The 13,321-nt window shown below is 67.4% G+C and carries 9 protein-coding genes; 5 read left to right on the top strand and 4 right to left on the bottom strand.

Going from position 1 to position 13,321, the window contains the following annotated elements; all coding sequences use genetic code 11:
• The first annotated feature begins 42 nt into the window (after positions 1–42).
• Positions 43–834, top strand: coding sequence for a BtpA/SgcQ family protein (locus tag CMC5_RS00260; protein WP_050428529.1), 792 nt, complete (start codon positions 43–45; stop codon positions 832–834).
• A 63-nt stretch (positions 835–897) separates the two neighbouring features.
• On the opposite strand, the gene CMC5_RS00255 is transcribed toward CMC5_RS00260, so the two are convergent.
• Entirely contained in the window at positions 898–2,658 is a 1,761-nt protein-coding gene (locus tag CMC5_RS00255) for a hypothetical protein (RefSeq protein WP_179955506.1), read from the bottom strand.
• A 174-nt stretch (positions 2,659–2,832) separates the two neighbouring features.
• On the opposite strand from CMC5_RS00255, the gene CMC5_RS00250 reads away from it, so the two are divergent.
• The 3 genes from CMC5_RS00250 to CMC5_RS00240 all read left to right on the top strand — a co-directional run bounded on the left by CMC5_RS00250 (position 2,833) and on the right by CMC5_RS00240 (position 9,776).
• The gene (locus CMC5_RS00250; RefSeq protein WP_050428528.1) at positions 2,833–4,122 is read left to right on the top strand and encodes a hypothetical protein; all 1,290 of its coding nucleotides are present in this window, start codon (positions 2,833–2,835) and stop codon (positions 4,120–4,122) included.
• 174 nt (positions 4,123–4,296) lie between these two features.
• A complete protein-coding gene (locus CMC5_RS00245) occupies positions 4,297–8,196 on the top strand; it encodes a DUF4215 domain-containing protein (protein WP_082363340.1) in 3,900 nt (1,299 codons plus the stop codon).
• A gap of 125 nt (positions 8,197–8,321) precedes the next feature.
• Positions 8,322–9,776, top strand: coding sequence for a cyclic nucleotide-binding domain-containing protein (locus CMC5_RS00240; RefSeq protein ID WP_050428527.1), 1,455 nt, complete (start codon positions 8,322–8,324; stop codon positions 9,774–9,776).
• Between the two features lie 28 nt (positions 9,777–9,804).
• Here the strand turns inward: CMC5_RS00240 and CMC5_RS00235 are convergent, their stop codons facing one another.
• Both CMC5_RS00235 and CMC5_RS00230 read right to left on the bottom strand, forming a co-directional pair.
• The gene (locus CMC5_RS00235) at positions 9,805–10,380 is read right to left on the bottom strand and encodes a hypothetical protein (RefSeq protein ID WP_245678192.1); all 576 of its coding nucleotides are present in this window, start codon (positions 10,378–10,380) and stop codon (positions 9,805–9,807) included.
• Positions 10,381–10,567: 187 nt separating this feature from the next.
• Complete coding sequence (locus CMC5_RS00230; RefSeq protein ID WP_082362115.1) at positions 10,568–11,260, bottom strand: dienelactone hydrolase family protein; 693 nt, start codon at positions 11,258–11,260, stop codon at positions 10,568–10,570.
• Between the two features lie 238 nt (positions 11,261–11,498).
• Between CMC5_RS00230 and CMC5_RS00225 the strand changes: the two genes are divergently transcribed.
• Positions 11,499–12,215, top strand: coding sequence for a hypothetical protein (locus CMC5_RS00225; protein ID WP_050428525.1), 717 nt, complete (start codon positions 11,499–11,501; stop codon positions 12,213–12,215).
• A 12-nt stretch (positions 12,216–12,227) separates the two neighbouring features.
• On the opposite strand, the gene CMC5_RS00220 is transcribed toward CMC5_RS00225, so the two are convergent.
• Positions 12,228–13,307: a hypothetical protein gene (locus tag CMC5_RS00220; RefSeq protein ID WP_050428524.1), complete on the bottom strand. Its 1,080-nt coding sequence runs from the start codon at positions 13,305–13,307 to the stop codon at positions 12,228–12,230.
• Between the last annotated feature and the right edge of the window lie 14 nt (positions 13,308–13,321).

The following is a 13,321-nucleotide window of genomic DNA, read 5'->3' as shown; positions in this document are numbered from 1 at the left end:
GTCCAGGTGACGGGCTAGGCTGCGCTCCTCACGGACACCTTCATGCGCGACTCGCTCCCTTCCCTCATCGGCGTCATCCATCTCCCCCCGCTGCCTGGCAGCCCTCGGTTTGCAGGCGAGCTGGGGCCGATTCTCGAGCAGACGGCGGCCGACGCGCGGGCGCTTGCGGCCGCGGGTTTCGAGGGGGTGATCCTGGAGAACTTCGGGGACGCGCCGTTCCATCCGGAGCGCGTCCCGGCGATCACGGTGGCGGCGATGACGGCGGCCGCGCTCGCGGCGCGGGGGGCGGCGCCAGCCGTCTCGCTGGGGGTGAACGTGCTCCGCAACGACGCGGAAGCGGCGCTGGCGATCGCGGTGGCGGCTGGCGCGAGCATGATCCGGGTGAACGTCCACGTGGGGGCGCGGATCACCGATCAGGGTCTGGTGCAAGGGCGCGCTCACGAGACGCTGCGGCTGCGGCGTGAGCTGGGGGCGTCGGCCGTGCGCCTGCTCTGCGACGTGGACGTGAAGCACTCTGCGCCCCTCACCCCGCGTCCGATCGCAGAGGAGGCCGAGGAGACGGCTGGACGGGGGCTCGCCGACGCGCTCCTGGTGACTGGCTCCGGGACCGGGCGTGCGGCGGATCGAGCGCAGCTGGAGGCCGTGCGCGCAGCCGTGCATGTGCCGGTGCTGATCGCGAGCGGCGTGACGGTGGACTCGCTTTCGTCGCTGTGCGGCGCGCACGGGGTGATCGTGGGGTCGTGCCTCCGGGCGAGTGGTCGCGCGGGCGATCCCGTCGATCAGGGCACCGCCACCCGCTTCGCCGACGCCTTCCGCAAGGTGTGGCACAGCTGAGCGACGAGCGTGAAGTGGCGAGCGCGTGAAGCGCTCTCCATCTCCGTGGAGCGGGCGTCCCTGTCAGGGGAGGAGGGCGTCGTCGTCGGGGAGGGCCGGCGTCGGTGCAGGCGTGGAGGGCGGCATGGTGTCCGGGCTCCGCTCGGCGTGCTGCTCGAAGATGCACCAGTAGCCATTCTTGCTGTGTCGGATACGCCCCGCGACCTGGTAGGCGCGCTGGAAGCGACGGTCTCGCCGCAGCTTTTCCTGGGCCGGAAAGGGGAGACGATCGCAGCCGTCTTTGCTGCCCACGAAGACGAAGTAACGGGGCATCTGCTCGAAGACGTGCTGTACGTAGCCCGCCCCCGTCTTCTGGGTGTAGCCGCCAGGAAGGCGGGAGATCACCGGATCCACGAGCCCCAGGAGGTCGAGGATGGGGTAGTCGGTGACATAGCCGATGTAGCCGATGTCGCCGATGCCGATTGCGCCTGGCTGCCCATGCTTTTCGAACCAGGTGGCGACGCCTCCCGCGGCGCTGTCCCAGAAGACTTTGTCATCGAGGAGGATGCGACGGTGAGCGCGGCCGAGCATGATGCTGCGGTGGGTTCCCGTCGCGAGGAGGGCGCACGTCATCGCGATGAGTGCGGCCCTCGGGAACCAGGTGGCTCCCCGCTTCGCTGAGACTCCGCGCGTGGGGGTGGACGAGGCGCCCCAGGCGAGGGCGGTGTCGAGCAACGCACGTCCACCCATGCCGGCGAGTGCGAAGGCGTAGGGTTCGAACGGCGCGACGAACCGATGGGCCGGCATCCAGTCGCCACCCACGAGGAGCACATAGGCGAGCACGGCGAGTGCGACGGTGCCGAGGCAGAGCGCGCGGCGGTGCCTGAGGGTGAGGGCGAGGCAGAAGCCGTAGAGGGAGAGCAGCAGCGCAGGCCAGGCGTGCTGCGCGTAGGCGGAGAGATACCGGGCGCCACCATGGAGCTGGGCCGTGAGGTCGCCCGTCTTGGCGCTGAGGGTGTTGGGGAGCCAGGTGCCATAGTAGGCGTGGCGCCACAGCATGTGCAGGCCCACGGGGGCGATGAACAGGAGGCCGCGCACGAGGTTCCTGAGCCCGAAGAACCGCAGGCCGAGGAACAGCATGGGAATCCCCAGGAACATCGGCGCTTCGGGCCGCGTGAGCCCGGCGAGCCCGAAGAGCAAGCCGGAGAAGGGGAAGACGCCGAGGGTGGACCAGGAGGCGCGGGGCGCGGTGGCCGCGCCGGCTGAAGCCTCGGTGCGGCGCTCGAGCCGATCCTCCTCGCGAAACATCTGCTCGGTGCCGGCGAGGACGAGGAACACGAACAGGGACGTCTCCAGGCCGAAGACGGCGTAGCCGGCCGTGGCGATGGAGCTGGCGAGGAGCCAGGGAGACAAACACGGCGTGCTGCGTGCAGGGAGAAGGCGCTGCTCGAGCAGGTAGGCGGCCCCCAGGCTCCCGCAAGCCGCAGCGCCACCGAGGACCTTGGCCACGAGGTCGGGGTCGAGGCCGAGCGGGATGCCGGCTGCGAGCAGCACGGTCCAGAGGAAGTTGGTGTAGCCCTCGATGTGCTCGCCGGCGTTGTAGACCAGCCCCAGGCCGCCGGCGAGGTTGCGCGCGTAGCGATACGAGATGTACGCGTCGTCGATCGTGAATGGCGCGAGGCGCACCATGTTCACGAGAAGGGCGAGCACGGGCAGGACGAGGCCCAGCACCAGGTGCAAGCGCGCTGGAAGCGGCGCGCCACGGAGCCAAGCGCCGAAGGTGTGAGCGGGCGCCTCGGTCTTCATGACGCCGGCGTCCGAGGCCGGTTCGCGCTGAGCGGACACCTCTGCGCTCCTACCACAGCTCGGGTTGCGGCGTCCCGAGCACGACGAGGTCTGGAACGTGGCCCGGGATTCGCCCCCTTCGGGATCGTGAGGTAACGTCGACGCATGAGAGGCGCCGGCAGGGGACGAAGGGGATTCGGGCAGGATGAGCGGCGTTCGCGTCGCGCCGTGGGGATGGCGAGCCTCCTCGCGCTGCTGTGTGGCGCGGTGCCGTCGCTCGCGGCGCCCGGTGTCCCGTGCTCGTTCTACGGTGTCGCCGCGCCTGCGTCCTTCAACGAGTCGGTGGCCGCGGCGGTGGCCTCCTCCGGGGTCGGGTCCGTCCGGATCGACATGCAGCTCGGCGGGGGAGACGAGTGGAGCGAAGAAAGGCTCGCCGCGTATGCAGCCGTCTTCGATGCAGCTCGGTCCGCAGGGCTCGAGCCGGTCGCCGTGCTCGGTACCGGGGTGGTGCCTTCCTCCCAGGCGGCGTGGAACGATGACGGTGACGGTGACGGGAACAACGCCTTCGTCGAGGCGTTCGCGTCGACGTCGGCCTCGCTGGTGGAGCGCTTCGCGACGCGCGTGTCGCGCTGGGAAGTCTGGCTGGCACCGAACTGCTACACGAACCCCGGCTACGCGTCCCAGCCTCAAGCTGCGGGCTGTACTTACCTTCTGCCGCGGGTCTTCGGTACGATGATGTCCGAAGTCTACCGCCGGGTTCGTGTCCTCGTGGACGCGGGCGCGGTCTCGCTCGTTTCGGGCGGACTGCTGACGGACGAGGGCGGCCCTTTTTTCTCGGGTGAGGATTACCTCGACGAGCTGTATGCGCAGCCGCTCTGGGACGACCTCGAAGCCAGCACGGGCCGTCGCTATCCTTGGGATCGGCTCGGGGTGCAGCTCTACGTCAACGAGAACCTCCCGACGGACGGTGCAGTGGCGAATGCCTACCTCGACTCGTTGCGGAATCTGGCGGGAGAGCGAGGCGATGCTTCTCGCTTCATGATCACCGAGGTGGGGTGGTCGTCTTTGCTGCTGGGTGAATCTCTCCAGGCCGAGAACCTCTCGGTGACCTACGGCCTGCTGGCATCACGAAACGATGTCGCTGGCGTGAGCTGGGCCATGTTCCGCGATGTCCCGGCTGCCGACCTGTATTACGGACTGGTCGATCCGAATGGTGCGGCGAAGGAAGCGCTGGGAGCCATGCAGGCTGCCGCGCAGGATTGCACGGCAGACGCGGGAGAAGGCGGGGGGACGAGCGTGAGCGTCGGGGGGAGCGGGCCTGCAGGCGGCGGGCTCTCCACCACGGGAGGCGCTCAGGCGGATCCCCGAGGTGGAGGCGGGCAAGACAGCTGTGGATGCACTGCGGCAGGTGCGGGCGAGCGCCGCTGGTGGGCAGTGTCGGTTCCCTTCGTGCTGGGGATCGCCTTCGGTGCGCGAAGGTGGCGACGCACCCCGCGCCTGCGTGACAGCACGACGACTCCCTGACGACATTGCGGCTGGAACGGCCGTACGCGCGAATTCGGCGATCCCGGGATCAGGGAGTTCGCCTAGAGTGGAGGCATGCGTCCTCGCCCCTCTCGGAGCCACGTCGCGCGCTCAGCGGCTCCTTCATCCTCATCTCCGCTCGGCTTTCTCGGGCTCTGTGTCGCGGTGCTCGGCATGGTGCTGTTCAGCGGCTGCAGTTGCAGTCCGAGCGGCACCTGTGGTGATGGGCGGGTCGATCCAGGCGAGCAGTGCGACGACAGGAACACCAACTCCGGGGACGGGTGTTCCGCGACGTGCCAGCTCGAGAACACGCGCTGCGGTGATGGCGTCGTCGATCCGGGAGAGGCATGCGACGACGGCAACCGTGACAGCGGCGATGGGTGCTCTCCGACCTGCCAGGTCGAGGAGGAGACGGCGGTCTGTGGGAACGGGACGCTGGAGCCTGGCGAGCAGTGCGACGACGGGAACACCGAGCCAGGGGATGGATGTTCGGCGTCCTGTCGGGACGAAGGAACGTGCGGCGATGGCGTGCTCGACCCGGGGGAGCAGTGCGACGACGGGAACGATGAGCCGGGCGATGGTTGCGAGCCGGACTGCACGAAGTCGGCGGTGACCGAGGTGGTCTGCGAGGATCTCGTGCCGCTGCCGGATGGGGCGGTGTGCGAGGTCGGCGCAGGAGACGCGCAGCGGTTGATCCAGGGGCGGGTGCTGACGCCTGGGGTGGTCTACGTCGGCGGTTCGGTGGTCGTCGATGCGCAGGGGTTGATCACCTGCGTCGGGTGCGACTGCGAAGAGCCGGCGGGGGCGACCCGGATCACCTGCCCGAGCGGCGTGATCTCACCGGGGCTGATCAACACGCACGATCACATCACCTACACGCAGAACTGGCCCTATACGCCGACCGACGAGCGCTACGAGCACCGGCACGACTGGCGCCGTGGGAATGGTGGGCACACGCGGATCAACACGCCAGGGAACGCGAGCGCCAACCAGATCCGCTGGGGTGAGCTGAGGCACTTGCTGGGTGGGGCGACCTCGCTCGTCGGCTCGGGTAGCGCGACGGGTCTACTGCGCAATCTGGATCGGGCGGCTCAGGAAGGGCTGAACCACGCGCAGGTCGAGTACGAGACGTTCCCGCTCGGTGACTCGAACGGCATCGAGCGGACCTCGGGCTGTAACTACCCGGGCATGGTCACCCAGGCGGACATCGCCGGGGAGTCTGCGTACCTGCCGCACGTGGCCGAGGGGATCGAGACGTCGGCCCGCAACGAGTTCATCTGCCTGAACACCGATCCGAACAACATCGTCCAGCCCCAGAGCGCCTTCATTCATGGCGTGGGTCTGGTCGCCGCCGACTATGCCGCGATGGCGGCGAACGGGACGTCGCTCATCTGGTCGCCACGCTCGAACATCACGCTCTACGGCGACACGGCGGTGGTGACGGCCGCAGCGCGACTCGGGGTGCAGATCGCGCTGGGCACGGACTGGGTGGCGACGGGTTCGATGAACGTGCTGCGCGAGCTGCGCTGCGCCGACAACCTGAACAAAAACTACTACGGGAACTTCTTCACGGACGAGGATCTGTGGCGGATGACGACCTCCGCCGCCGCCGCGGTCACGGGTACGGACGACGTCATCGGCGTGCTCGCACCAGGCAAGGTGGGCGACATCGCGATCTTCGACGGTCGTGTCCGCGTGAACCACCGTGCCATCATCGACGCCGACCCTCAGGACGTGACGCTCGTGCTGCGTGGTGGGAAGGCGCTCTACGGCGATGCGGCCGTGATTGCGGCCATCCCGGCGACCGGCTCCTGCGACAACATGGATGTCTGCGGGTCTGACAAGCAGCTCTGCTTGAGCGGTGACATCGGGATGTCGCTGGAGCAGCTCGCGACGAGCGCAGGCGCGTCGATCTATCCCGCGTTCTTCTGCGGGGAGCCCGAGCGTGAGCCCCTCTGTGCCCCGAAGCGCTCCGCGACGAATGCTTCGGTGCAGGGATCGAGCCTCTACTCCGGAGAGCCCTCGGCCGACGATCTCGACGGGGACGGGGTGCCGAACGCGGAGGACAACTGCCCGTCGGTCTTCAACCCGGTCCGGCCACTGGACGGCGGGAGGCAGGCCGATCAGGACAACGATGGACTGGGCGATGCCTGCGACGTCTGCCCGATGGATGCCGGGACGACGCTCTGCAACGTGCCCGATCCCAACGACACCGACGGTGACGGCATCCCGAACGCGATCGACAACTGTCCGACGGTCGCGAATCCCGGTCAGGAGGATGCAGACAACGACGGCAAGGGCGACGTCTGCGATCCGTGCCCGAACGACTACAACCCCGGGTCGGCGGGCTGCCCCGCGACGATCTACGCCATCAAGAGTGGCACGGTCACGGTGGGATCGACGGTCTCGGTCAGCAATGCGCTGGTCACCGGGCGCCACACCGGGGGGTACTTCCTCCAGGTCAAGCCGGGGGATGCGGGCTACCAGGGCTCGGCGAACTCGGGTGTCTACGTGTTCGGGTCGTCGACGGGGATCGCCGTCGGAGACCGGGTCTCGCTGACCAGCGCGCTGGTGTCCGACTATTACGGGCAGATTCAGCTCACCTCCCCGGTGGCGGTCGTCGAACAGTCTCAGAACGAAGCGCTGCCGCCTCCGGTGGTCGCGTCGACGGCGAGCTTGGTGGCGAGTGCGACAGCTCGGCCACTCGAAGGGGTGCTCGTCGAGGTGCACGACGTGTCGGTGATCGGCCTGGACCTGATGTACAACGAGTTCATCCTCAACGGGAACCTGAGGGTGAACGACCTGATGTACCTGGTGAGCCCGTTCCCGCAGGTGGGGACGACGTTCACGGCCGTGCGCGGGGTCCTCAACTACCGCAACAACACCTTCAAGCTCGAGGTGCGGGGAGCGAGCGACATCGTGCTCGGTCCCCCCACGCTGTCCAGCTTCGGGCCTCCCCTCTCCTATGTGTACGAGGGCGAGACGGGTGTGCCGACCACCCCGACGCCCCTCACGGTGACGCTGTCCCACGCGGCGCTGGTGGATACGCCCGTCTCGGTGGTGTCCGCCGATCCTGCGATCAATGTGGTGGGCGGTGGCGTCGTGGTGCCGGCTGGCGCGACGAGCGCTGTGGTGCTGGTGGATGGTGTGACGGCAGCGCCATCGGTGACGTTGATGGCGTCGCTCGATGCGGTGTCGCTCACGGCTGACGTCAGGGTCCTCGGGCCTGCGGAGCTTCCGACGCTGGCGTCGCTCACCCCGCCCTCGGGGACGGTGGCGCCAGGTGGTTCCATCGCGCTGACCGTCACCCTGGATCTGCCGGCTCCGGCGGGGGGTACGGTCGTGACGCTGGCCGTGACGCCGCCCGGGGCGGGGACCGTCCCTGGCACGGTGACCGTGGGAGCGGGTCAGGTCAGCGCGAGCTTCGACTATGTCGACGCCGACGTGGAGAGCATGGTGACGGTGAGCGCGACGCTGGGCGCCGTCACCTTGACGTCGACGCTCGAGGTGGTGGCGCCGATGGGTGGCCTCGTCATCAACGAGGTGGACTACGACCAGGTGGGCGCAGACGGTGCCGAGTTCGTGGAGATCTACAACGGGACCGGTGCGCCCGTGGATCTCGCGGGGTATGCCGTGGTGCTCGTGAACGGGTCGAACAACTCGGTCTACGGCACGATCAGCCTCGCGTCCGCGGGAACGCTCGCGGCGGGTCAGTACCTGGTGGTTGGAAGCACGGCCGTGCAGGTGCCGGCGACAGCGCTGAAGATCAACTTCACGGGTAGCCAGTCCGACAGGATCCAGAATGGTGCGCCCGATGGCATCGCGCTGGTCAACACCATCACGGGGACGCTCGTGGATGCGCTCTCCTACGAGGGATCCATCACCTCCGTGAACATCCCCAACGTGGGCACGGTCAGCCTGGTCGAGGGGACACCGCTTCCGACATCCGTTGCCGACAGCAACACGGTGGCCGGGTCGCTATGCCGGATTCCGGATGGCGTGGACACCAACAATGCCGCCTCGGATTGGGCGTTCTCGACTACCATCACCCCTGGCGCGCCCAACGTGCCCTAGCAGTTCGTCCTCTCGTACGAGCCGAGGCCCTCGACCGACGGAATGCGAACCAGAAAGCAACCGTCCGGTGCGCAGGGCCTCCGGCTCAGGCTCCCGCGGACACGGGACTGGTTGTCGGAGATACGATGAGCGTAGGGTTCGAGTTTCTGACGCAGGATGACGAGCGGCTGCTCCTCGAGCGCGCAGTTCGTGTCCGCTACAAGCCCGGCGAGCTGATTCTCGAAGAGGGATCCCGTCGTCAGGCGGTCTTCGTCATCAAGAGCGGGATCGCCGGCGTCGAGGTGGCTCACCTCGGGCGGGGCGTGGGCATCCGACAGCTCGGGCCCGGCGCGGTGTTCGGCGAAGTGTCTTTTCTGGAGAGCGCGGCCGCGAGTGCCTCGGTGGTGGCCAGAGAGGAGACGGAGGTCGACGTCATCGAGGGGACCTACGTCCACTCCTTGCTGGGCTCGGTGCCAGGCCTGGCAGCGCGGTTCTACCAGTCGCTCGCGGTGATGCTCGCCAAGCGGCTGCGTGAGAACACGGCGATGCTGCCGCCATTGCTCGTGGAAGACGTCCCGCAGGTCAGGCGGTTCCATGGTGTCCGGACCGGCCAGGTGGGGACGACCGATCTTCCCCCGAAGCTCGTGGAGGCGGTCGAAGAGTTCAAGACCGAGATGATGGGCGCCGACCGGCTCGTGAAGGCTGGCAAAGCGGGTGAGCCCGAGATCCAGGCGAAGGTGAGCAGCGCCTGCTCCATGATGATGAACCGCCTGCGCGATCAGATCGTGTCCGATCGGCACCTGGAGAAGGGGCTCGGTGCCTACGTCTTCCGGGAGACGTTCTCGTTCTTCATGCTGAGCCGTCTCCTCGAGCGGGCCTACATGAAGCCGCGTGGGTATGCCGGGGACTTCTTCACCATCGAGATGATCTACAACGACGAGCCGGCTGGTGATGGCCGACTCGGCCGTTACATCGATCGCTGGGCGCTGGACATTGCGGCTTGCCGCGCGGTGAAGAACCGACGCGGCGTCTTGAGCGCGGTGATCCAGGACGCGCTGCGCGCCAATGCTGGGGGCACCATGTCGGTGACGAGCCTCGCGAGCGGGCCAGCCAGGGAACTGTTCGATCTGTTCTCAGGTCCACCACTACCGGACCTGAAGGCGACGTGCATCGACATCGACAACCAGGCGCTGACCTATGCCGCCGGGATCGCTGATGTGCTCGGAGTCAAGGAGCACTTCAGCTTCACGCAGGACAACGTGGTGCGGCTGGCTCACGGTCGTGGGAACACCATGCTGCAACCTCAGCACCTGATCTACAGCATCGGGCTGACGGACTATTTGCGAGACGAGCTGGTGATCAAGATGATCGACTGGATCTACGATCGCCTGTTGCCAGGTGGCATGGCCGTCATCGGGAACTTCGAGGCCTCGAACCCGAACAAGGCGTTCATGGATCACGTCGTGGAGTGGGAGCTCATCCACCGGACGGCGGAGGACATGCACACGATGTTCTCGCGCTCGAAATTCCAGGGTGCGCGTCTCACGGTGCGCACTGAGGATGCAGGGGTCAACCTGTTCGCGATCGCTCAGAAGCCGTGAGAGGGATGCGCTGAGCGCTGTCGGGCGCTCAGCGGGACCAGCTCACGTCGTACTCGCAGACTGGGTGACGCTCGAACCTGCATTTCACGTGGATGCTCTGGCCCCCGTAGCCTCCCGACAGCCGGATGGCGTTCTCCTGCCAGCCGGTGACGGCTTCCCGGCAGGTGAGGCGACCGGGGTCGTTGGACGAGTCCGTGCCCAGGTGCAGGATCATCCTGAAGCGTCGGTCGCTGATCTGGTGGGCGATCAGATCGCCGCCGTTGAAGTACGTGCTCCAGAAGACGCTGCCCTGGCGCATGACGAGTGCCGGGGTGCCGAGCTTGAGCAGGACTTTGTGGGCGAGCGTGAGGTCTTGCTGGGACACGTACTGAGCGATGTCTCGCACGATGGATGGCCCGCTCTTACCGGGCCAGCGTGCGGCTTCGTCGACCACGGCGTTCCACACCGAGACGGGGTACCAGCCGTAACTGGTGAGCCGATCCGAACCGAAGATCTCGCGCGAGGCCGGAGGGAGCTTGGCCATCAAGGCAGTGGTCAGCTCGGAGCCCCAGCTCTTGTTCAAAAAGTTACGGGTATGGATGAGGGCTGAGCCCTTGATCTTCATGGCAGCCGCTGCTGAGAGAGCATAAATCCATCATTCCGCTGCCCGCCAGTCTTCGTCAGTCGACAGGCCTCGCGCTCTGTCCGGGGCAGTGTTTTCGCCTTCGTTTGCAGGACGAACCAGGACCCAGCGATGCTGGAAGGGGAGCCCGGAGCGCGCAGCGGTCCGAGCGTGTGCGGCGAAGCGCCATTCATCCGAGGTGCGTGCGGAGGAACTCCAGGCTGCGGTCCCACGCAAGCTTTGCCGCTTCAGGGTGGTACACCTCGGGGCGAGTATCGTTCATGAACGCGTGATTGGCATCGTAGACATGAAGCTCCATGGACTTGCCGAGGGACTCGAGCTGTCTCTTCAGCTGGTCGGCATCGGAGGCCTTGGCCCATTCATCGCGTGCCGCGAAATGAGCGAGGACGGGAGCGCGCACCGTGGTGTAGTCGGGGGCGGGCGTGGGGATGCCGTAAAATGGAACGACGGCGCCGAGCTCGGGGACGGTTGCCGCGGCTGCAAACGCGAACGCACCTCCCATGCAGAAACCCATGACGCCGACGCGGCCGTTGCTGCGCGGGAGTGTGGTGACATGCTGGACAGCGGCTGCGATCTCGCCGAGCGCACGGGGCTTGTCGAGCGCCGTCATGAGCCGGCCAGCTTCCTCTGCGTCGCGCGTGACCTGACCATGGTAGAGGTCGGGCGCGAGGGCGATGAACCCTGCTGCAGCGAGCCGCTCGAGCAATGAGCGGATGTGATCGTTCACGCCCCACCACTCCTGGATCAGCACCACGGCAGGCGCCTTGTCTGCCCCCTGCGGTAGAACGAGCTCGCCCGTCAGGAGCTCACCTGTCTTCGACGTGAAGGTTATCTTTTCGGTCATTGCGCCTTCCGTTGGCATCGGCGGTGTGGCGTGGGCACCTACCGCAGGGTGACGATGGCAGACGCGCTCTGCGTCTATTCGCGGACAAGGTTCCGCTGTGGGAGGGCAGAATACTCCCTCGAGCCAGCTCGTCCACGCCGATCCACGCCATGCACCTGTACGCTTGCGTTATCGTTGAAGCATGGGGAGCGTTTCGAGAAATCTGGTCCGGCGTTGGCGTACGGCTGCCTCCGCAGTCAAGGAGGTGGAGCTCCGGGTGGCCGTGCTGAGACGCGATGTTCTCGATGCCCCGCTGGTGGAGCTGGCCGCTGCACTCGACGAGATCTGCGGCGCAGCGGAGCAAGCCGATGCTGTCGCGCGAGAGATTCTGGGCGCCATCATGCCGACGCTCAGCGACCCCGGGATTGGCGAGCGTGTCGAGTCGTTGAGGGAGGTCGCGGCGACGGCGGCCTTGCTCCCCCTGGGTCGGCTCTTGCGGCGCCCGCGCCGCGGTCAGGATGCTCGTGAGCGAAACACGAGCGATGAGCGGTTGCTCGCGACGTCGGCGACGGGTCGGGTGCTGACGCTGGGTGAGCGACGGGCCCTCGCGCGTCGACCCAGCCGCGCTGCGCTGGACTCACTGTTGCGTGATCCACATCCGCTCGTGGTGAGGAACCTGCTGGGCAATCCCCGGCTCACCGAGGACGATGTGATCCGGATGGCGGCGCGCCGCCCGGCGTACATCGAGGCGATCTGCGAGATTGCCCGGCACCCCAGGTGGTCTCAACGGCCGCGTGTCAGGATGACCGTGGTGCAGAACCCGGGCTCCCCGGCCGAGATCGCGGTGCCGCTGGTGCGGCTGCTGATCCGGCCAGAATTGATGCAGGTTGCGGCTGCGTCCGACGTCCCGCGCCAGGTGCGGGCAGCTGCCGCCGAGCTGCTGGAGAGGCGACCTCCGCTGCGGGTCAGGTCGAGGGTCTCATTGCCGCAATGAGCCCTGACCGGCTCATCGTTCGCGGCTGAGCAGCCGACGCAGCAGTTCGAGGGGGTGGAAGCCGAGAACCGCAGTCAGGTCCTCACGACGCGTCCATTCCAGTACGGAGCGCATCGTGTCGGACATCTGAGGAGCGTGCTGATGAACCCAGCTTCGCTCCCAGCTGCTGGTGACCACGCCGGCCGGATCGACCCGCTCCACCACGTTCCTCAAGGCGGCGAGCGCAGCACGCCCCGCATCGATCCCCAGGGGGATGCCGAGGGCAGGAGTGACCGGAGAGAGGATGACTTCTCGTACGGCGACGGCGCGCGCCCAGGCGCCAGGGCTGGGATCGACTTCGAGGCTCTTGAAGGTGGATGCTTCGGCGAAGCAACCGAAGGAGAGCGGGCCTGCTCGGTGCTCGATGGCGCGGCCGAGGTGCCGGTAATCACGACGCCAGTCCCCTGAGAGCAGCCCCATGTCCTCCCGAACCTCATCGGGACCGAGGATGAGGTTGAAGCCACGCGAGCCTCTCCGGAGGGCGATGCAGGTCCACAGCTCTCCCTTCTCGAAGAGGCCGATCAACATGGTCTTGCCGATCGGGCACACGGAGTCGATCGTTCCTCGCACCATGCCGGCCGTCGGCAGGGGCACACCCCGCAGGCGCGGCCAGAGGTCGATCCGGTTGTCCTGGTACTGTCTGTGGAACAGCTGGGCGAGGAGCAGGGTCTGTGTGGAGAGATCGTCTCCCCGCCGCACCTGCGATCCGAACTGCTCCATGATGGTCTCGAGGGTGCCGCTCTCGAGGGAGAGGGCCCAGCGGGCGTGGTGCTTTTCGGCCAGCAGCTCTGCCGAGACGAGCGACGTCCCTGGAGCCTGCTCGAGCTCGGACGCCGTCTGCGAGGAGAGGGCGGCCGTCTCGATCTGCAGCCTGCCGACCTGGGTGTGCACGAGCTTCCGCAGGCGCCCCGCGGTGTGGATCGCCACGACCCCGCCCGGCAAGCGCTTGAACGAGCCCGTCTCGTCGACGGCGTGCTTCGGCTGGAAGAGGGAGAGAACGCGGAGCCAGTCGGTCGCGGTGTACCCCTCGAGTCGGACGTCAGGCGCGAGCACGCGCGGAGCCTAGC

The organism is Chondromyces crocatus, assembly GCF_001189295.1.
GTDB lineage: Bacteria > Myxococcota_A > Polyangia > Polyangiales > Polyangiaceae > Chondromyces > Chondromyces crocatus.
The sequence above is the reverse complement of the archived record's forward strand: the minus strand, read 5'-3'. Positions and strand labels throughout refer to the sequence as shown.